Genomic DNA, 20,165 nt, shown 5'->3' on the forward strand with positions numbered 1-20,165 from the left:
ATAAGGCTTCGGCATTGCCGAAGCCTTTTGTTTTATGTCAGTTCAAATGTCACCTTGACGCACCGTGCGATAAACCCGATCTCATTGATCGGCACGGTTTCCGCCTCATACTGCCGGTCATAGGACTGGAGCAGCACGTTCCGGTCATCCAGGAGCTTGATCTTGCGCAGGTACCGGTGCTCATTGTAAGTCATGAGCATAACCGCCCCGTCCACCGGGCTGTTCGCCGGCACTGTCAGTACAATGTCGCCTTTATGGATCCGGAACCCGCGCATACTGTCATCCGGTGCGAGATAGAAGAACACCTTATCCGGATTGGCTCCTTCGATCCGGCCGTTTTCCACCGGTACCAGCTGGTAGCTCACCGGCTTCATCACCGCGTTCATCACCGGTACCCGCTTCAGCACGCTCTGCAGCGCGTCCAGCCAGACGCTTCCGGCCACGCCTTCCTCGTCCTCCGTGGAAGCCGCCAGCTCCGCTTCTTTCCTCACAGGCTTCTTCGCCTGCACCGCCGCGGCCATCTTCGGCTGTACCTGCACCAGGTCTACGGTGGCCGCGATATCGTCCAGTGTAAACTCTGCTTCATTCTGCTGCTTCAGGCCGATGCTCTTCAGGATCCGCCGCGCCTGGTCATCCGCGATGATCCGTGTGCCCGCCTCCACTGCCAGGAGATAGCTCTCGCTGACACCGCACTTTCTCGCCACCTGTTTCGGCGTCAGTTTCTGCCGGATCCGCTCGGTCCGGATCAGGTCTCCCAGTCTGCTCATATCCTCATCTCTCCTGTCTGGATTCAGTGCACCCAGTATAGCCGTCAGCCGGGCAAAAAGCAAGGGCGGTTCCTGCTGGGACCGCCCGCCTTTTTATTTGCTTGTCTTCCCGAGATAGGCTTCCTGGATCGCCTCGCTGGCCAGCAGTTCCTCGCCGGTACCGCTGGTCGTGATCCTGCCCGTCTCCATGACGTAGGCATAATCGCAGGCGTGCAGGGCGGCGTTGGCGTTCTGCTCGATCAGGAGCACTGTCATGCCGGTGCCCTTAAGGGTCTGGATAATCTTGAAGATATCCTTGACCACGAGGGGCGCCAAGCCCAGGCTGGGCTCATCCATCATGATCAGCTTCGGCCTTGTCATCACCGCGCGGCCTACCGCCAGCATCTGCTGTTCACCGCCGGAAAGCGTACCGGCCAGCTGCCAGGAGCGCTCCTTCAGCCGGGGGAACAGGTCATATACATAGCGGATATCCTCTTCAATGGCTTCCTTGTCCTTGCGCAGATACGCGCCGATCCGCAGGTTTTCCAGCACCGTCAGGTTGGCAAAAACCCGCCGTCCTTCCGGTACCATGGCAATACCGATTTCCACGATCTTCTGGGTATTCAGGTCGGTAATATCCCGGCCTTCAAAGTAGATCCGTCCGTCCTTGGGAGGCACCAGGCCGGAAATGGTCCGGAGGGTGGTGCTCTTGCCCGCGCCGTTGGCGCCGATCAGCGTCACAATCTGTCCCTGTTCCACCTCAAAGGAGATCCCTTTCAGGGCTTCAATGCCGCCGTAGGAAACCACAAGGTCCGTTACTTTCAGCATGCTCATTCTTCATCCACCCCCAGATAAGCCGCGATCACGACAGGGTTTTTCTGGATCTCTTCCGGGGTGCCCTCGGCGATCTGCTTTCCGAAGTCCAGCACATAGATCCGGTCCGAGATATCCATGACCAGGTTCATATGGTGCTCGATCATAAAGACTGTCAGGTTGAACCGGTTCTTGATATCCACAATGAACTCACCCAGCTCGTCTGTTTCCTGGGGGTTCATGCCGGCCGCCGGTTCATCCAGCAGCAGCAGCGTCGGATCCGTAGCCAACGCACGGGCAATTTCCAGTCGGCGCTGTTTACCGTAGGGAAGAGACGTGGCCAGCTCGTTCGCCACATCCGCCAGGCCGACAATTTCCAGCAGGCGGTATGCCTTTTCCCGGTTGGCTTTCTCTTCCTTCGCGTTGATCCGGAAGGTTGCGGTCAGCATATTGCTTGTGCGGCGCAGATGGGTGCCGATGAGCACGTTTTCAAAAGCCGTCTGGCTCTTGAAAAGCCGGATGTTCTGGAAAGTACGGGCAATACCCATATGTGTGATCTTATCCGGCGTATGGACAACGGGTTTCTTATCTTTGTACAGGTCGCCGTTGATCCCGCCGTACTGTTTGATCATCTTGCCCTGGGGATGGTTGACCACGATGGGCTTTCCATGGAAATACACCATGCCGTTCGTGGGTTCATACACGCCGGTAATGCAGTTGAAAGCGGTTGTCTTGCCGGCGCCGTTCGGGCCGATCAGGGCCACGATCTCGCCCTGGTTCACTTCCAGGGACAGGTTATTGATTGCCACCACGCCGCCAAACTGCATGGTGATGTTTTCCATTTTCAGGACGCTGTTGTTCACTGCTTCACTCATTTGGCCGCCCTCCCTTTCGTTTTGATCTTACGGGAGAGCAGATCCGGCAGCTCCTTGTCTCCCATGATCCCGCGGCGGAAGAACAGCACCACGATCATGATGATCACGGAGAAGACCACCATCCGGAATCCGGTCCTGAGCAGCGGCACCTCAAAGTCGCCGATGATCTGCTTTTCATCCAGGAAACGCAGCCACCATTCGCTGCAGGCCACAAACAGGAAAGAGCTGAATACGCTGCCCGATACCGAGCCGATACCGCCGATCACGACGATCAGCAGGATCTCATACGTCATGGCCGAGGTGAAGGATTTCGCCTGCACCGTGGTCTGGTACATGGCCAGCATGGCACCGCCCACTCCGGCAAAGAAGGAGGAGATGCAGAAAGCCAGCCGCTTATGGTGCGCCAGGTTGATGCCCATGGCTTCCGCGGCGACTTCGTCATCCCGGACCGCCTTAAGGGCACGGCCGTAGCTGGAGTTGATCAGCAGCACGATCAGCGCGATACACACGCCCGCAATGATGAACGGGATCAGCGTGGACAGATAGATCGTCACATTTCCCTGGGCATCTTTGATATTGAAATCGTTGAAGTTCGGGAAGGCCCGCAGCATGTTGGAACCGTTGGTCACCGGGCCCAGTCCGTTCCACTGGAAGATGGCGCGGATGATCTCCGCAAAACCCAGTGTCGCGATGGCCAGGTAGTCGCTCTTCAGCCGCAGCACCGGCAGGCCGATCAGGAAGGCGAAGAACGCCGCCGCCAGGCCCGCCATGATCAGCGCGATGACAACCGGCACCGTAAACTGTACAATACCGCCGTCAAAGTACTGGTAAACAGAAGCCCTCTGGGCAACAGGAATGGTGAAAATACCGTAAACATAGGCACCTACCAGCATGAAGCCCGCCTGGCCGAGGGAGAAGATTCCCGTGAAGCCGTTGAGCAGGTTCATGGATACTGCCACCAGCGCGTAGGTCGCGCCTTTTTTCAGCACCGTGAAAAGCATGGAAGTCGCCGGCAGCGTCTGCTCCGCAATAAAGACCGCGGCATAGATCGCCAGGACCAGCGCAAAAGTGATGATCATCGGTGCTTTTGACTTCTTCTGGTTCATTCTGCTCACCTCACACCTTATCCGTCACTTTTTCGCCGAACAGTCCGGTCGGCTTCACAATAAGAATGATGATCAGCAGTGCAAACGTGAAGGCATCGGAGAAGGTCGCCAGGCCCATCGGGGCCTTGATCAGGCCAAGCTTGAACAGGATCACGTCCAGGCCCTTGATGATATTCTCCATGATACCGATGATGAACGCGCCGATCACCGCTCCCGGAATGGAGCCGATGCCGCCGAACACCGCCGCCACAAAAGCCTTCAGGCCCGGCATGGCACCGGAGGTCTGGATGACGGTGGGATAGTTGGTAAAGAACAGGATCGAGCCAACGCCCGCCAGGAAAGAACCGATAATGAACGTGGCGGAAATAACGTTGTTGATCTTGATACCCATCAGCTGGCTGGTTTCAAAATCCTTTGAAACAGCCCGCATGGCCATACCGATCTTGGTTTTATTGATCAGCAGCACCAGGGCGACCACCAGGACGATCACAAGGATCGGGGTTACCACCGTAACCACCTTGGTCTTGGCCGCTCCGATCTGCATGGTTTCGGATATCAGAGGAATCGTCGGGTACTGTTTGTTCAGGCCGCCGGTAATATAAAGCACCAGGTTCTGCAGGGTATAGCTGACGCCGATAGCGGAGATCATTACCGACATCCGCGGCGCGGAACGCAGGGGCTTGTAAGCTGCCCGCTCGATCAGGAAACCCACCGCCACAGTAATCAGCAGGACCAGCGGAATGCACAGCCACAGCGGCAGTCCGGACGCGGCCACATACACCATGATGATGCCCGCCACCATGAACACATCGCCGTGGGCAAAGTTAATCAGGCGCAGGATGCCGTAGACCATCGTATAGCCGATGGCGATCAGCGCGTACTGCCCGCCGACGGAGACGCCGGAAAGCAGATAGGGGAAAATGGTATCCCACATATTCGGACACTCCAATCACATCGTATTCATTCATACGAAACGCGGCGGAGGCATGCATGCCTCCGCCGCATGAAAAATCATTCAGATTTGTTTCCCGGATTATTCAACCGTCTGTTCGGCGACGAATTCCCAGGCGCCGGTCTCGTTGTTGATGGTCTTCACGAAAGCGGAGGTGCGGATCGCGTCGCCCGTCTCATCGAACTTGATGTGTCCGGATACACCGTCGATCTCGGTTGTCGGCAGGGCAGCCATCACAGCGGCACCGTCGGGAGAACCGGCAGCCTGCAGGGCAGCCAGCGCCATGTAGTATCCGTCATAACCCATCACGGAAACCGCAGCGATCATGTCGTTGCCGCCGTTGTTGGTCAGCATTTCGGGATTCGCGTTCAGCCAGGCCTTGAAGCCTTCGTCGAACTGGGCATTCGCGCCTTCCTGATAGAAGGTGGTGATGATGACCTTGATGTTGGTGCCGGTGGCCGCTTCAGCAACCTTGTTGCTGTCCAGGGTGTCACCGCCCAGGATCGGGATTTCCAGGCCCTGCGCGCTGGCGGTCTGGATGATCAGCGTGGAGTATTCAATGGACACGGGGCAGAAGAACACTTCAGCACCATAGGCAACAGCATTGCTGATGTAGGAGTTGAAGTCCTGGGTCTTGGAGGGGAAGTCTTCCTTGAAGACCACGCCGCCCAGGCCTTCGAACGCCTGCTTGAAGTACTCGATCAGGCCCTGGTCATAGTCATTGCCCAGCTCGCCCAGGCAGTATGCGGTCTTCACGCCCAGCGTGTTGAAAGCGTAGTTCGCCAGAACCGTGCCCTGGAAGGGATCCAGGAAGCAGACACGGAAGTAGTGGCTGTTGCCGGCGGTCACCTGCGGGTTGGTGCAGGTCAGGCCGATCACCGGGATGTTCGCATTCTTGAAGTATTCGGAACCGGCAATGGAAACGCCGGAGCCGTAGGAACCCAGCGCCACGCTGGCACCGGCAGAGATGATCTGCTGGGCGGCGGAAGGAGCCTTGTCGTTTTCGGAACCGTTGTCCGCGATCACCAGTTCCACTTTGTACTCTTCATCACCGATCTTGACGGTGGGGGTTTCCGCGTTGGCGTACTGAACGCCCAGGGTTTCCTGCTTGCCGCCGGCACCGTTGGAACCGGAAGCAGGCTCATAAACGCCGATTTTGATCACATTATCCGCCATTGCAAAGGCGGGAACGAGCAGCATCACGGCCAAAAACAGGGCAACAAATTTCTTCATGGGACTTCCTCCTTAGTGTATGTAGTTGACACCCTTGTCTAAGTTATTTCAGTATACCCACCGCACTGCCAAAAAACAATCTAAGTACAAAGGAAAGACAATACCTGTACAAAAAAGACGGGATATGAAAATTCATATCCCGTCGGTATTTTCCGTTGATTTATCAGCCCTTCAGGCCCTGTTCCTGGCGTTCCATGTTCTCCACAACGATGTCGTAGATCTCACCAAGGCTGGCGCAGTATTCCAGCACCTGCCAGGGTTCATTGGTATGGAAATGAATCTTGATCAGTTCATCATCGCCGACAGCCAGCAGGCAGTCACCCTTGAAATGGCTGGTGAAATAATCGTTGATCGCGTCTTCGTCCAGGTCTTTTCCCTCGATCAGCAGCTGGGTATCGAATTTAAACTCAAGCATTTTCCTGCGTCTCCTTCCTTACTTACCCGGAACTCATCCGGAACGGAACACAATGTATCATCTTTACCCTAAAATGTCAATTCTTTCAAGGGATTCAGCTTATTTTGCGCAAGCCCAGTTCTGTCCCTGATGGACCTCCGCCACCAGCGGAACCTCCAGCCTGATCGCGTCTTCCATCGCGTCCCTCAGCAGGACCGCGGCCTGTTCAGCTTCCTCCGGCGGGCATTCCAGCAGCAGTTCGTCGTGTACCTGCAGGATCAGGCGGCTCTGAAGCCCCGCCTCCCGCAGCGCTTTGTCAATCCGGACCATAGCCAGCTTGATGATATCCGCCGCCGTTCCCTGGACCGGGGTATTCATTGCCGCCCGCTTTCCGAATTCCCGGATAGGTGCCTTGGGGGAGCGCAGCTCCGGCAGGTACCGCCGCCGACCCATCAGTGTTTCGGCATAGCCCCTGTCAGCGCCTTCCGCCGCTGTCCGGTCCATAAAACGCTTCACCCCGGGATAGGTGGCGAAATATTTTTCAATAAACGCCGCCGCTTCCTTCCGGCTGACGCCAGTATTGCGGCTCAGGCCGAATCCGCTGATTCCGTAGATCAGGCCGAAATTGACTGCCTTGGCCCGGCTGCGCAGTTCCGGTGTTACCCATTCCGGCGGTACGTCAAAGATCTCGCTCGCTGTCCGGGCGTGGATATCTTCTCCTTTCCGGAAGGCGTCGATCAGCGCGGGATCCCCGGAGAAGTGCGCCATGAGCCGCAGTTCGATCTGGCTGTAGTCTGCGTCCAGCAGGATCCAGCCCTCCCGGGGCAGGAAAGCTTCCCGGATTTCCTTACCTTCCTCTGTCCGCACAGGGATGTTCTGGAGATTCGGTTCCGAGGAAGAAATCCGTCCCGTGGCGGTGGCAGTCTGGTCAAAGGTGGAATGCACCCGTCCCTTGCTGTCCACCAGCCGCAGCAAGCCTTCCACGTAGGTACTGTTCAGCTTGGTCAGCTGGCGGTAGCGCAGCAGCGGTTCAATGATCTCCGGCGCGTCAAAGCGCAGGCCTTCCAGTACCTCCACCGAGGTGGAATATCCCTTGGAGGTCTTTTTGCCGTGGGGGAGGTTCATTTCCTCAAAAAGGACTTCCCCGAGCTGCTGCGTGCTGTTCAGGTTAAAGGGATGACCGGCGGCCGCGATAACCTGCTCCCGCTTTTCCTCAATCTCCGCCGTGTATTTTCCGCCCAGGTCCCGCAGGAATTCCGTGTTCACCGTAAAGCCTGCCTGTTCCATCCGGAACAGTACGAAACTCAGCGGCTGTTCGATTTCCTTCATCAGCCGCGTCATACCGTCCTCTTCCACCCGGTTTTTCTGCCAGGCAGCCAGGGAACAGAGCGTTCCGGCGTCCTCCGGCAGATCCGGACACAAGGCACCAAGCCGGTAACTCTTTTCCTGCGGATTCAGCAGGTAAGCCGCCAGCATCGTATCCCAGCCGAAGCTTTCCGGTGTTTCCAGTCCGCTGCGGTCCAGCATATGCAGAAGCGCCTTGCCGTTATGAACAACCGCGTCGCCCTTCTTCAGCTCCGCCGTCAGGCAGCCCAGCACCTCCGCCGGATCCAGTCCCGGATTCAGCAGATCGCCGCCCAGGGTGATCTCCGCCCGTTTCCCGCCTTCCCGGGCAAGGGAAACAGCCGTTTCCGAAAGGTATACACACAGGGGACCGGCATCCTTTGTCTGATCAAGCCATGAAGCGATCTCCGAAGCGGTGGCAAGGGAAGCCGCCGGTTCAAATGTGATCTGTGCCGGACCGGGCCGGGCCGCGGATTCCCCGCTGTCCTCCCCGTCATCCAGCCGGCGGATAATACTGTTCAGCTTCAGCTTTGCCAGTGCCGGAATACCTTTTTTCAGGTCTGGCAGGATGCATGAGCTGAGGGTAAACTCCACCGGAGCGTCCCGGCGGATGGTCGCCAGTTCCTTGCTGAAACGGGCCTGGTCCGCGTAAGTGACCAGCTTTTCGCCCAGTTTTCCTTTTACCTGTCCGGCGTTTTCCAGCACCTTTTCCAGGGTGCCGTATTCCTGCAGCAGTTTGACCGCCGTTTTGTCGCCGACACCGGGAACACCGGGGATATTATCGCTGGAATCACCGGCCAGGCCTTTCCAGTCCGTAACCTGTTCCGGAGTGAAACCGTACTCCTCATAGATCTTTGAGGGGGTAAAGCGGATCGTTTCGGTGATTCCCTTCCTGGTAAACATCAGTTCCGTACCGCCGCCTACCAGCTGCAGGGCATCCCGGTCCCCGGTCAGCAGCAGGGGAGCCGCACCGGCCGCCGCGCCTTTCAGGCTCAGTGTACCAAGCAGGTCATCCGCTTCCCATCCCTGCAGGGAGAAACGCCGGATTCCCATATCATCCAGCAGGGTCAGGATGGTCCCGAACTGCTGCCGGAGCTCAGGCGGTGTTTCCTTCCGCCCGGCTTTGTAATCCGCGTAGACCGTATGGCGGAATGTAGGTCCGTGTTCATCAAAACAGACCGCCAGGTACTGGACGTTTTCCTCTTTGATGACTTTTAAAAGCATGCTCAGAAAGCCGTACACCGCATTGGTGTAAATGCCGTCCGCGTCCATCACAGGCAGGGCGTGGAACGCGCGGTGCATCAGGCTGTTGCCGTCTACGATCAGGAAGATATCCTTCAAGGAAGTCCCTCCGTTTCTCTCTCTTTCAGTTTCTTCATTATATAGGATGCCGCTCTTTCCTGTCCATTCCTTTTCAAACCGGAGGAAACATGATATACTTCCATTTGTATATACAGAACCGGTTATGAGAAGAAAGGATACCCCATGGCATATACTGTCGGAGCGGTCTCCCTGGGCTGCAACAAAAACCGGGTCGATACCGAAACGGCACTCGGCCTGCTGAAGGAAAAAGGATTCCTGCTGACGGATGATCCTGCCAAAGCGGACATCCTGCTGGTCAACACCTGCGGGTTTATTGATCCTGCCAAGGAGGAATCCGTCAATACCATTCTTGAAATGGCCCAGTATAAGATATCCGGCCGCTGCAAGGTGCTTGTCGTGACCGGCTGTCTCAGCCAGCGGTATTCCGGGGACCTGATGGAAGAAATTCCCGAGATCGATGTACTGCTCGGGGTGAACCAGTATGCGGAACTGCCTGCCGCCATTAACAAGGCGCTCGGCGCGGAACGTCCCTGCCTGTGTTCTGATGACTACGGATACTATGAACATGACCGGGTGCTGACTACCCCGTCTTATTCAGCCTATATCCGGATCGGCGAAGGCTGCTCCAACCGCTGCACCTTCTGTGCCATTCCGATGATCCGCGGACCATACCGCAGCCGGAATGAAGAGGCCATTCTCCGGGAAATCCGGTCCCTTGCCTGCTCCGGTGTCCGGGAGCATATCCTGGTCGCCCAGGATACCACCCGCTACGGTACGGAAGATCATCCCCACACCACCCTGCCGGATCTGATGAAAAAAGCCGCCGCCATTGACGGTGTAGACTGGCTCAGGGTTCTGTACTGCTATCCCGATGAAACAAACGATGCCCTGCTGGACGTGCTGGCGGATGTGGATAATGTCTGTCCCTATCTGGATATTCCTGTTCAGCATATCAACGCTGAAATGCTCAAACGTATGCACCGTCGGGGTACAAGGGAAGATATCCTTCGCTGTGTCCGCGGCGCGCGGGAAAGAGGTCTCACCCTGCGGACCACCCTGATCGTCGGCTTCCCCGGAGAAACAGAGGACCAGTTCCGTGAACTGATGGACTTTGTGGAAAAAACTGAATTTGACCGGCTCGGCGCCTTTGCCTATTCACCGGAAGAAGGAACCCCTGCCGCGAAAATGCCTGATCAGATTCCCGATGAGATCAAACAGGAGCGGCTGGACCGCCTGATGACCCTCCAGCAGAAAATATCCCTGAAACGAAACAAGGCCAGGATCGGTTCCGTGGAACAGGTACTGGTTACCGATACAGACGGAAAAGGAAACATTCTCGGCCGCAGCTGCCGGGAAGCTCCTGAAACAGACGGAGAGATCTATGTATCCTGCGGGGATGCCCGTCCGCAGCCCGGACAGTTCATCCCGGTACAGATTCTTTCCGCCGAAGAATATGACTTGCGAGGTAAGATGCTGTGAATCTTCCCAATAAACTGAGTGTGGCGCGGGTACTTTGTATTCCCGCTATTGTGACCCTGCTTCATTTTCCTTCCGATACCTGCCGGCTGATCGCGGCTGCGCTGTTCATCATCGGATGCCTGACAGACTTTCTTGACGGTAAGATTGCCCGTAAAAGAAACCTGGTGACCGACTTCGGAAAGTTTATTGATCCCGTTGCGGATAAGCTCCTTGTCCTGACAACCCTGATCATGCTGGTGCGGCTTCAGATGATGCCTGCCTGGATCGTGATCATCATCCTCTGCCGCGAACTTGCTGTGGACGGACTGCGGATGGTGGCTGTCACCAAAGGACAGGTTATTGCAGCCGGCCCCCTCGGCAAATGGAAAACCGCCTGCCAGATGATCCTCATCAGTGCCATGCTGATCCTGAACCTTTCGGTTTATCAGTGCTGGCCGCTGGCGGTTCTTGCCGGCATTGTCGTTCTGCTTACACTGATCTCCGGTGTGGATTATTTTGTCCGGAATATCTCTGTGATTTCCGAAAAATAAAGGATTGGCCCTTTTCACAGGGGCTTTTCCACAGCCCGGTGAATTCACTGAAAACAGTGGATAAATGATCCTGTTTTTACCTTCCTTTAACCTGGCGAATGACGGTTTCCCTTTTCCAATCTCTCCTTTCTCCTTCCCAAAAGAAGGATTTAGGCAGGCTGATAGGGAATAGTTACAGGAAACTGTTAATTTTCACCCAATGTAATCACATATTATTCACACCGAAAGTGACGGCATACATGCCCTCACCCCGCTTTTCCACAGAATCAACAGATTCTATTACTACAACGAATTGATCTTATATATATAAGATCATTCCGCGTTTTCAAAACGAAAGAGGTTGAACCGACATGATCCTATCCATGAATTCCCAGGACCTGCTCGAAGGACTCAATATTGTTACGAGAGCGCTTTCCCCCCGTCCTGCCAAACAGATTCTGGAAGGCGTCCTGATTTCCGCTGAGGAAAACAGGGTGCTGATGACCTGCTCTGACGGATCCCTTACGATTGAGTACACGAATGCCGCTTCCGTACAGGAAGAGGGTCAGACGGTCCTGCCCGGAAGGATCTTTACAGAGATGATCCGTAAGATGCCTGCGGGAACTGTTACAATCACAGAACAGGATCACAGGTCCGCGACGATCCGCTGCATGAAGAACCGCAGTTCCCTTGCGGTCATGAATCCTGCGGAATATCCTGAAATCAATCCGATGAAAACAGGTTCTGTTGTGAAGATCCAGCAGAACAAGTTTAAGGAAATGATTTCCCATGTGGTTTTTGCCATTGCAACGGATGAAAGCCGCCAGATCCTGACAGGCAGCCTGCTGGAAGTCAATCACAGCGAGGCGAGACTGGTCGCCCTGGACGGTTTCCGCCTGGCAATGTTCAAGCTTTTCCAGCCTTTCGAACTGCCGGCGGGTGTTGACATGGTCAGTGCCGTGATTCCCGGTAAGGTGCTCAGTGAACTGTCCAAGATTCTGCCCGATGACGATGCTTTCTGCAGCATGCTGGTGGATAAGGGCAGGATGCAGTGCAGTTTCGGAAATATCCGTCTGTCCAGTGTGCTGCTGGCTGGCGAGTATATCGATTACCGCCGGATTCTTCCCGCAGACTTCAAGACAGAAGCGCTGGCTGACAAGAACAGCGTCCAGGATGCTATTGAACGTGCCAGTCTGATGGCCAGGGAAGGCAAGAACAATCTGATCAAGATGAGCTTCCGGAATGACACGCTGAAGATTTCATCCAATGCTGAACTGGGCGATGTTGAAGAAGAGATGGAAGCTTCGCTGAACGGTGAACCGATTGATATTGCTTTCAATGCCCGTTATATTACAGACGTGATCCGTAATGTGCCGGACACAGAACTGTGCATGAAGTTCAATTCCAGTGTAAGCCCCTGTGTTGTTGTCCCGCAGAAGGGCGATGATTATCTCTACCTGATTCTGCCGGTACGTGTTTTCCAGTAATATAAAGGATACTGTCAGAAAACGGCTGTCCGGATCACCGGATCATGCCGTTTTCTCTTTTGAGAAGAAATGCAGATAGAAGAACTGAAACTGAAGAACTTCAGGAATTACCGGGAGCTGACGCTATGTCCGCATCCCGGTGTCAATTTGTTTTTCGGAAGGAACGGTTCCGGAAAAACAAACCTGCTTGAGGCAATTCATTATTGTTCACTGGGACGTTCCCACCGTGTGACCAATGACATCAATGTGGTTAAAAACAATGAATCTTTTGCCCTTTCTTCTGTTTCAATCCTGAACTCACTGGGACACAGAAAAATAGATGTCAGGTTTCATCCTGATGAAGTTCAGAAAAAAGCGATCCTGATTGATGATAAAAAGATTGCCAGGTTTTCCGATATGATGGGATGCCTGTGCTGTGTGATCTTTTCACCGGAAGATCTTGGACTGATCAAGGAAGGTCCTTCCCAGCGGAGAAGATACCTGGACATGATGATCAGCCAGATCAGCAGGCCGTATTTTGTTGCCCTGCAGCAATACAGGACCGGTATGGAACAGCGGAATGCCATGATCCGGAATTATCGTGCAACGGGTACCGGAAACATGTCGCTTCTGTCTGCTTTTGAGGAAACAATGGCATCACCTGCGGCGGTGATCATAAAGGAAAGACGACGTATTGTCGGTATGCTTTCCGATATCGCGCGGGATACCTATCAGAGAATATCCGATACTGATGAAGTGTTCAGACTGGTATATCATTCTTCCGTAAAAGAAGAAACCAATATTGAGGAAATCCTGTGCCGCCTGTTCAGGGAAAACAGGGAAGACGATATCCGGATGGGATTCACCTCTGTCGGACCGCACCGTGATGACCTGATCCTGACACTGAACAAAAACCAGATGAAGCAATTTGCGAGTCAGGGACAGATCCGGACAGCGGCGCTTAGCATGAAGCTCTCACAGATGAAAATCCTGAAGGATCTCAGCGGTGAGGATCCTGTTCTGTTACTGGATGACGTAATGAGTGAACTGGATCGGAAACGGAGGGCTAGCCTGATCGGGGAGATCAGCTCCTATCAGACTTTCATCACCTGCGCCGACAGGAATGACGTGGACTGTGATAAAGTACAGGCTGTATGGCAGGTAAGAGCCAGCGACGGCGAAGCCAGTGTGGAACAAATTCAGAACTAATATTCATTACCTGCAATATATTGATTATTCAATACCTTCAGAAATTGTTTCACGTGAAACAATTGATCTGGAAATCAGATTCATCAGGATATCAATAGGTGTTGAGTATATATAATTGTTCATTTTTCATTGTTAATTGTTCATTCATAATGAAACCGGAGGTTTTTTTACATGCCGCAGTGGACAAAGGATCAGCAAAGGGTAATCGGGTCTTCTTCCGGAAGACTCATTTGTTCTGCTGCGGCCGGAAGCGGTAAAACAACGGTCATGATCGAAAGGATTGTGCGCCTGATTCGGGAAGGGGCAGATCCTTTTTCTTTTCTGGTGATCACTTTTACCAACGCCGCGGCGGCTGAAATGAAAGAGAAGATCCGGAAACGTCTTCTGTCTGAACGGAAGGATCCGGTGATAGCCGCAGCTGCGGAAAAAGCGGGCGTCATGGAGATCTGTACGATCCATGCATTCTGCCAGCACCTGATCCGTCAGGAGTTCCAGCTTGCTGGGGTTGATCCTGTTTTCGGAATCTGTACGGGAGCCCAGCGGGAGCAGCTTTTTGCGGATGCCTTCCGCCAGGCATGCAATACCCTTCGTGAAAACGAGGATCCGGATTATCTGTCTTTTATCCGGCAGTATGAACCGGCAGCGGCTCAGGAGATTGTCACGGCGGTATGGCAGTTTATCATGAGCCTTCCGGATCCCTTTGGCTGGCTGCGGGAAAAAACAGAAGACGTGCCTGTTGAAATCAATAAAGATCATCCCTGGTTCCGGACTGTGTCCCGCATGGTTGATGAAAAAATCCTGTCACTCCGGGTGATCCTGCGTCAGCAGGCGGATATGTTTGACGATTATGAAAAGCAGGAGGCATACCGGCCTGTTTTTAAGGAAGACCAGGCGATTGTGGATGCGATATGCAGGTGGAGGGACGGAGAAGAAGTCAGCAGTGAGGATCTGAAAAAGGATTTTATCAGGGTGCCTCCGCTGAAAAACCTGAACGATCATGAGATTGCGTGGAAAGAACGCTATCAGGAACTTCGGAAGGAACTGAAAGATACCTGCGCAAGCCTGAAATCATGGATCTTTCCGGAGCAGGACCGGATGAAAAAGGAATTTTCAGGAATCCGGGATACGCTGCGGGGCCTGGCAAAGATTACGGAAGAAACTCATATCGCATACGAAAAAAATAAAGCAAGGATCTGCTGCCTTGATTTTTCGGACCTGGAGCATAAGGCTCTGGGGATCCTGAAGGATGAGGCCGGCCGGGCCGCGGTCAGGAACCGGTGGCAGCGTATTTTTGTGGATGAATGTCAGGATATATCCTCTGTGCAGGATGCGCTGATCCAGGCGCTGGCAGGGGAGGATTCCTCCCTGTTTATGGTGGGAGACGTTAAACAGAGCATCTACCGTTTCCGGCTGGCCAATCCGAAACTCTTCCTGTCCAGGATTACAGACAGGGGACCAGACGCGGACGAGTGTATTTTCCTGCAGGAGAACTATCGTTCAAGGCCGGAAATCCTTGAAACGGCAAACACGATTTTCCGGGACGTCATGCGGAAGGAAGCCGCGGATCTGGAATACGCGCCGGAGGATGAACTGAAAACCGGCAGAACAGACTGTACGGGATATGAACCGGTGATGGTCGACCTGCTCGAGCCGGGAGAAGATCAGACTAAGCTGGAAGCTGTCGCGAATCATACAGCGAATGAGATCCTGGAGATGGTCGCGGATAAAAAGTGTCGTTTCCGGGATATCGTGATCCTGATGCCGGAAGTCAGCACGGATGGTCCGAAACTGACTGAAATGCTGAAAAGCAAGGGCATTCCTGTTTTCTTTGACGGGAAAGGTTCCTTTTTTGAACAGCAGGAAGTGGAGGTTTTCCGGAACCTGCTGATGCTGCTGGACAATCCGCATCAGGATCTGCCCCTGCTGACGGTGCTTGTGAATCCGCCCTTTGATTTTTCGGAGGAGGAGCTGAGCGCTGTCCGCCTGATGAAAACAGGAAGGGATATTCCTTTCTGGCAGGCTTTTGAGGCGGCCGCGGAACAGGACAGCCTGATCGGAAACAAAGTCCGGAAAGTGATCAAAAGGCTGGAGGAGTGGCGGTTCCAGTCCAGACGGATTCAGCTGCCGGTCTTTCTCTGGTATCTGGTGGAAGATTCAGACCTGTGCGCGATCTTCGGTGCTACAGATCATGGACTGTCCGCCCAGAAAAACCTGAGAAGCTTCTGCCTGCAGGCTGAAAAGGCGGCGGAACGGAATGTCTGCACGCTCCGGGAATTCCTTGGCTTCCTTTCGGAACAGGCTGCCGGCGGAGAACTGCAGGCGGCTTCGGCCCTGGGAAACGAGGACGACCTGGTCCGGATCATGACCATGCATAAATCCAAAGGACTGCAGTTCCCGGTGGTATTCTGCCTGGGCCTGGAAAAAGGCCTGAAAGGAAAACCGGGCAGTATTGTTCAGCTGGATGAAGAACTGGGCGTCTGTCTGCGCTATAAAGTTCCGGAATGCCGTTTATCCCGGAAAACAGCGGCGGATGAGATTTTCGAATGGAAAAAGAATCATGATGTGAAGGCAGAAAAAATCTGCCTCCTGTATGTCGCTGTTACCCGTGCGCAGGAAAAACTCTTCCTTGTCGGGGCGGTACAGGACAGGTCGCTCTGGCACATGCCGTCAGGTGATCATCGGACGCTTGCTGCGGCAGATTACCTTGATCTGATTATGCCTGCCCTGTACGATGAAGACAAGAAATCCACAACCTTTACACAGGGCTCAAAGCCTTGGAAAATAAGGATTCTTGACAGTATTCAACAGGAAAATGTGGAAAGTCCGAAAGTTTTCCACAACCTGCAGCCATGGGTTGAAACCTTGCTTTCTGCACCGCCTGTGGATGAAATGTGGAAGACTGTTCCGGACAGAAATGAAGTCAGCAGGGCGGAAAACCAACTGAAAAAATACTCCGTAACGTCTGTGCTGCGGAAAGCGCGTAACCGGATCTTTATGGAGGACACGGAACAGACTCCGGAAGAAAAACGGATTCCGGAATATGTGGAAAAGTTCCTGAACCGGTATCGCAGCGGCATAAGGCCGGATTTGTCCGGTATAACGGCTGAAGCGGACGGAGCGGCCAGGGGTACGGTCGTACACCGTTTCCTTTGCCTGGCGGATCTGGATGCAGTACGCCGGGAGGGCGGATCGGATCCGGAACAATTGAAAGCGCTTATTGATCACCTGGCAAAGGAACAGGTATTTACACCGGAGGAAGCGGAATGGATCCGCCCGGAAGCCATCAGCCGCTTCTACACTTCCGATATAGGGCAGCGGATGCTGGCCAGTCCGGAAATACACAGGGAATGGGATTTTAACCTGTATGTTCAGGACCGCGGCATGATCGTGCAGGGCATGATCGACTGTGCCTTCCGGGAGGGAGAAGGATGGATCCTGCTGGACTATAAAACGGACAGGATCCGGGATGAAAAAGCGTTTATGGAGGAATACCGCCCTCAGCTGGAATGGTATGCCCTGGCGCTGAAACAACTGACAGGCAGACCGGTTCTGGAAAGCTGGCTTTATGCACTGTCTGTGGATAAGGCGTACATGCTTTCAAAAGCATAATCCGGAGGGTTTTTCCCCTGTAATTCCCCTTAAAAAAACTCACAGGTTATCCACAACCTGTGAAGCCTTACAATATAAGCAGTTATAAAAAGACGATCCACGGAAGTGAGGAAAATCAACGCTTCCGTGGATCGTTTATAATTCTGAAACGCTTGTGCAAAACTGTGGATAACTTGTGGATAATGTCTGAAACCGTCATGAATCACCGGATTCAGGGTTCTGGTCTTCCTCTTCCGCCAGGTAGGATACCGGGAGGTCGCTTTCAAGGAACGGGTCGTCTTCGGAAAGCAGGGTATCCTCATCGCCCGCAGGCAGGTCCGCGTCGCTGCCATACAGGCTGATGTCTTCCTCTTCAGGCTGTTCTTCGCCGTCTGACGGGAAGGAGACATTCAGGTAGTGGTCTTCGTCCGACTGGATCCGGATCCTGTCTCCGTATCCGGGCATGGCAATGACTTCCGTGGTGCGGCAGCTTGCTGTACGCGCGTAATCCACAGCTGTATCGGCACGGTGGAAATAATGCATCGGAATCAGGATGCGGGGTTTGACACTAAGGATGAAATAATTGGCACCGGCTTCAAACATGGCACCCTGCCGGGGATCCACCGGGAAGAAGGCAACGTCAATCTGTTCTTTGGACAGCGGGAGGACTGCTTTGCGGAATTCAGCATCCGCTTCCTCAATTTCCTGCATGGTGGATTCTTCCCGCCAGTGCCAGAAGTTCAGGTCCCCGGCGTGGAAAATACGGATACCGCAGAAATCAGCCAGGAAGCTGACACCCAGGTCTGTGGAATCAAACGCGGTGACTGTCAGTTCGTCTGAAAGCTTCAGGGTATCTCCCGGTGCCATTCGTTTACCCCGGGTGCCTACCGGCATATCCGAGGAAACGATATAGGAAACATTCCCGGCTTCACCCCAGGTGAAGACGATCGGGTCCAGGTGGTCTATATGCTCATGGCTGATGAAAACAAATACATTTTCAAATGCTTTGAGTTTTTCAATGGTCAGCTGTTTGTCCGGAGGAAGTTCCGCTTTTTCACCCCGCCAGTAGTCAAAAACAACCAGCGTACGCTCGCTCGCGACTGAAAAACCACTGTGGTAATAATGAGTAATTAAGAGATCTTGCTCCACGCAGATGCGCACCTCCACGGCATCGTAAATAGCATCCTTTGTCTTTCCGGCCAAAGGGTGTACAAGACAAATCATCTATCTCAAAGCCGCCTGAAGGGAGAGGCAGCGAACCGTTTCATTGAACAGAAGTGTAACACTGTTTCCCACTTTTGTCAAATTTTTGCCACATATTATCCACAGGAGCGACTGATTTTTGCAAGAAAATTCCATGATTTGATAATCAATCCCCACCGGAGGTTTAATTCAGAATTAAGAATTCAGAATTCAGAATGATCCATTCCCACCGCTGTAATATTTGAATACATACATGAGTCAGTATCATCCTTTGGATCTGTCCGCCAGGAAAAAGTATCTTTCATTGTGCATTATGCATTATGCATTGTGCATTTTCCAAAACGAAAAAGGACCGCCGAAGCGGTCTTTTTGTTTGTGGATTAAGCCCAGGGATTTTCAGTGGGATAAGGCAGGTTCTTGGGCTGGTTCCAGGCGATATCCTTGACTCCCAGGTACTTGAACACTTCGAACAGGAGCTTGCCGCAGTGAGCGAACGCAACAGCGCCGTGATGCGGATAGCGCTTCTGAACCAGCACGTGGCGGTAGAAGCGGCCCATTTCCTTGATGGCAAAGATACCGATGCCGCCGAAGGACTGGGTGGCTACGGGCAGCACTTCGCCTTCAGCCAGGTAGGCACGAACATCGCCTTCGCTGTCGCACTGCAGGCGGTAGAAGGTGATGGGGCCGGCAGCGATGTCGCCTTCCAGGGTGCCGCGGGTGAAGTCCGGTTCGCTTCCTTCGGGCTCGAGCAGGCGGTGCTGGATCAGCTGATACTTGATCGCGCGGTCAGCGCACATCTTGCAGCTGGGGGTATTGCCGCAGTGGAAGCCCATGAAGGTGTCATGCAGCGTGTAGTCGAACTTGCCCTTGATGTCCTTGTCGTAGATGTACTCCGGAACGCTGTTGTTGATGTCCAGCAGGGTCACGGCATCACCGGTCAGGCAGGCGCCGATGTACTCGCTCAGGCAGCCGTAGATATCCACTTCGCAGGATACGGGCATGCCGCGGGAGGCCAGGCGGCTGTTAACGTAGCAGGGCTCGAAGCCAAACTGGGACGGGAAGGCGGGCCAGCACTTGTCGGCAAAGGCCACATACTTCCGGGCGCCCTTGTGGGCTTCTGCCCAGTCGAGCAGGGTCAGTTCAAACTGGGCCATACGCTCGAGCATATCGTCGTAGTACTTGCCCTCGCCCATTTCCTTCTTCATGTCTTCGCAGACAGCAGGAATGCGCTTGTCGCCGGCATGTTCCTTGTAGCTGACCAGCAGGTCCAGCTCGCTGTTTTCTTCGATTTCGATGCCCAGCTCATACAGACCCTTGATGGGGGCGTTGCAGGCGAAGAAGTCCTGGGGACGGGGCCCGAAGGTGATGATCTTCAGGTTCTTCAGTCCGACGATAACGCGGGCGATCGGGATGAACTCGGCGATCTTGTCGGCCAGTTCTTCAGCGTTGCCCACGGGATATTCCGGGATATAGCCCTTCAGGTGGCGCATACCCAGGTTATAGGAGCAGTTCAGCATACCGCAGTACGCGTCGCCGCGGCCGTTGATCATGTCTCCGTCGCCTTCAGCGGCAGCCACGAACATCACGGGGCCGTCGAAGTAACGGGCGATCAGGGTTTCAGGGGTTTCAGGGCCGAAGTTGCCCAGGAACACACAGGCGGCGTTGCAGCCGGCGGCGTTGAGCTCTTCCACAGCCTTGAGCATGTCTTTTTCATTCTCAACGGTGGTTTTGATCTCAACGAAATCCAGTTTCTTCTGGCCGCACTTTTCAGCGATGGCGGCACGGCGCTTTTCGCTCAGCGCGATGGGGAAACAGTCGCGGCTGACGGCGACGAGTCCCAGCTTGATGACGGGGATGTTTTCCATCATGGGTATAGACCTCCTCCATAAAATATCCATAATTATATACGGACTTACCGTAGTTTA

The 20,165-nt window shown here is 54.1% G+C and carries 15 protein-coding genes; 5 read left to right on the forward strand and 10 right to left on the reverse strand.

The window, feature by feature from the left end:
* Positions 1–32 precede the first annotated feature (32 nt).
* The 8 genes from JYE50_RS11930 to polA all read right to left on the reverse strand — a co-directional run bounded on the left by JYE50_RS11930 (position 33) and on the right by polA (position 8,804).
* A complete protein-coding gene (locus JYE50_RS11930; RefSeq protein WP_084097597.1) occupies positions 33–767 on the reverse strand; it encodes a LexA family transcriptional regulator in 735 nt (244 codons plus the stop codon).
* Between the two features lie 93 nt (positions 768–860).
* A complete protein-coding gene (locus JYE50_RS11935) occupies positions 861–1,574 on the reverse strand; it encodes an ABC transporter ATP-binding protein (RefSeq protein WP_084097599.1) in 714 nt (237 codons plus the stop codon).
* Between the two features lie 2 nt (positions 1,575–1,576).
* Entirely contained in the window at positions 1,577–2,434 is an 858-nt protein-coding gene (locus JYE50_RS11940; protein ID WP_084097601.1) for an ABC transporter ATP-binding protein, read from the reverse strand.
* The gene (locus tag JYE50_RS11945) at positions 2,431–3,540 is read right to left on the reverse strand and encodes a branched-chain amino acid ABC transporter permease (protein ID WP_084097603.1); all 1,110 of its coding nucleotides are present in this window, start codon (positions 3,538–3,540) and stop codon (positions 2,431–2,433) included. The genes JYE50_RS11940 and JYE50_RS11945 overlap by 4 nt, the downstream gene beginning before the upstream one ends.
* A 10-nt stretch (positions 3,541–3,550) precedes the next feature.
* Positions 3,551–4,474: a branched-chain amino acid ABC transporter permease gene (locus tag JYE50_RS11950; RefSeq protein WP_084097605.1), complete on the reverse strand. Its 924-nt coding sequence runs from the start codon at positions 4,472–4,474 to the stop codon at positions 3,551–3,553.
* Positions 4,475–4,573: 99 nt separating this feature from the next.
* Positions 4,574–5,725: an ABC transporter substrate-binding protein gene (locus JYE50_RS11955; RefSeq protein WP_084097607.1), complete on the reverse strand. Its 1,152-nt coding sequence runs from the start codon at positions 5,723–5,725 to the stop codon at positions 4,574–4,576.
* A gap of 163 nt (positions 5,726–5,888) precedes the next feature.
* The gene (locus JYE50_RS11960) at positions 5,889–6,140 is read right to left on the reverse strand and encodes a fatty acid kinase subunit FakA-related protein (RefSeq protein WP_084097609.1); all 252 of its coding nucleotides are present in this window, start codon (positions 6,138–6,140) and stop codon (positions 5,889–5,891) included.
* 99 nt (positions 6,141–6,239) lie between these two features.
* The gene (gene polA / locus JYE50_RS11965; RefSeq protein ID WP_084097611.1) at positions 6,240–8,804 is read right to left on the reverse strand and encodes a DNA polymerase I; all 2,565 of its coding nucleotides are present in this window, start codon (positions 8,802–8,804) and stop codon (positions 6,240–6,242) included.
* Positions 8,805–8,948: 144 nt separating this feature from the next.
* Between polA and rimO the strand changes: the two genes are divergently transcribed.
* The 5 genes from rimO (at position 8,949) to JYE50_RS11990 (ending at position 17,058) form a co-directional block, all read left to right on the forward strand.
* Positions 8,949–10,265 carry a 30S ribosomal protein S12 methylthiotransferase RimO gene (gene rimO / locus JYE50_RS11970; protein ID WP_084097613.1) on the forward strand — a complete coding sequence of 439 codons (1,317 nt, stop codon included), beginning with the start codon at positions 8,949–8,951 and terminating at the stop codon, positions 10,263–10,265.
* Positions 10,262–10,795, forward strand: coding sequence for a CDP-diacylglycerol--glycerol-3-phosphate 3-phosphatidyltransferase (gene pgsA / locus JYE50_RS11975; protein WP_084097615.1), 534 nt, complete (start codon positions 10,262–10,264; stop codon positions 10,793–10,795). The genes rimO and pgsA overlap by 4 nt, the downstream gene beginning before the upstream one ends.
* 350 nt (positions 10,796–11,145) lie before the next feature.
* Complete coding sequence (dnaN, locus tag JYE50_RS11980; RefSeq protein WP_084097617.1) at positions 11,146–12,261, forward strand: DNA polymerase III subunit beta; 1,116 nt, start codon at positions 11,146–11,148, stop codon at positions 12,259–12,261.
* Between the two features lie 69 nt (positions 12,262–12,330).
* Complete coding sequence (recF, locus tag JYE50_RS11985; RefSeq protein ID WP_084097619.1) at positions 12,331–13,449, forward strand: DNA replication/repair protein RecF; 1,119 nt, start codon at positions 12,331–12,333, stop codon at positions 13,447–13,449.
* 171 nt (positions 13,450–13,620) lie between these two features.
* Positions 13,621–17,058, forward strand: a complete 3,438-nt coding sequence (locus JYE50_RS11990; RefSeq protein ID WP_084097621.1) for a UvrD-helicase domain-containing protein — start codon at positions 13,621–13,623, stop codon at positions 17,056–17,058.
* 195 nt (positions 17,059–17,253) lie between these two features.
* On the opposite strand, the gene JYE50_RS11995 is transcribed toward JYE50_RS11990, so the two are convergent.
* Both JYE50_RS11995 and JYE50_RS12000 read right to left on the reverse strand, forming a co-directional pair.
* Positions 17,254–18,186, reverse strand: coding sequence for an MBL fold metallo-hydrolase (locus JYE50_RS11995; RefSeq protein WP_143763701.1), 933 nt, complete (start codon positions 18,184–18,186; stop codon positions 17,254–17,256).
* Positions 18,187–18,620: 434 nt separating this feature from the next.
* Positions 18,621–20,105, reverse strand: coding sequence for an L-fucose/L-arabinose isomerase family protein (locus JYE50_RS12000; protein ID WP_084097629.1), 1,485 nt, complete (start codon positions 20,103–20,105; stop codon positions 18,621–18,623).
* Positions 20,106–20,165: the final 60 nt, after the last annotated feature.

Source organism: Aristaeella lactis (assembly GCF_018118585.1).
Classification (GTDB): Bacteria; Bacillota; Clostridia; order Christensenellales; family Aristaeellaceae; genus Aristaeella; species Aristaeella lactis.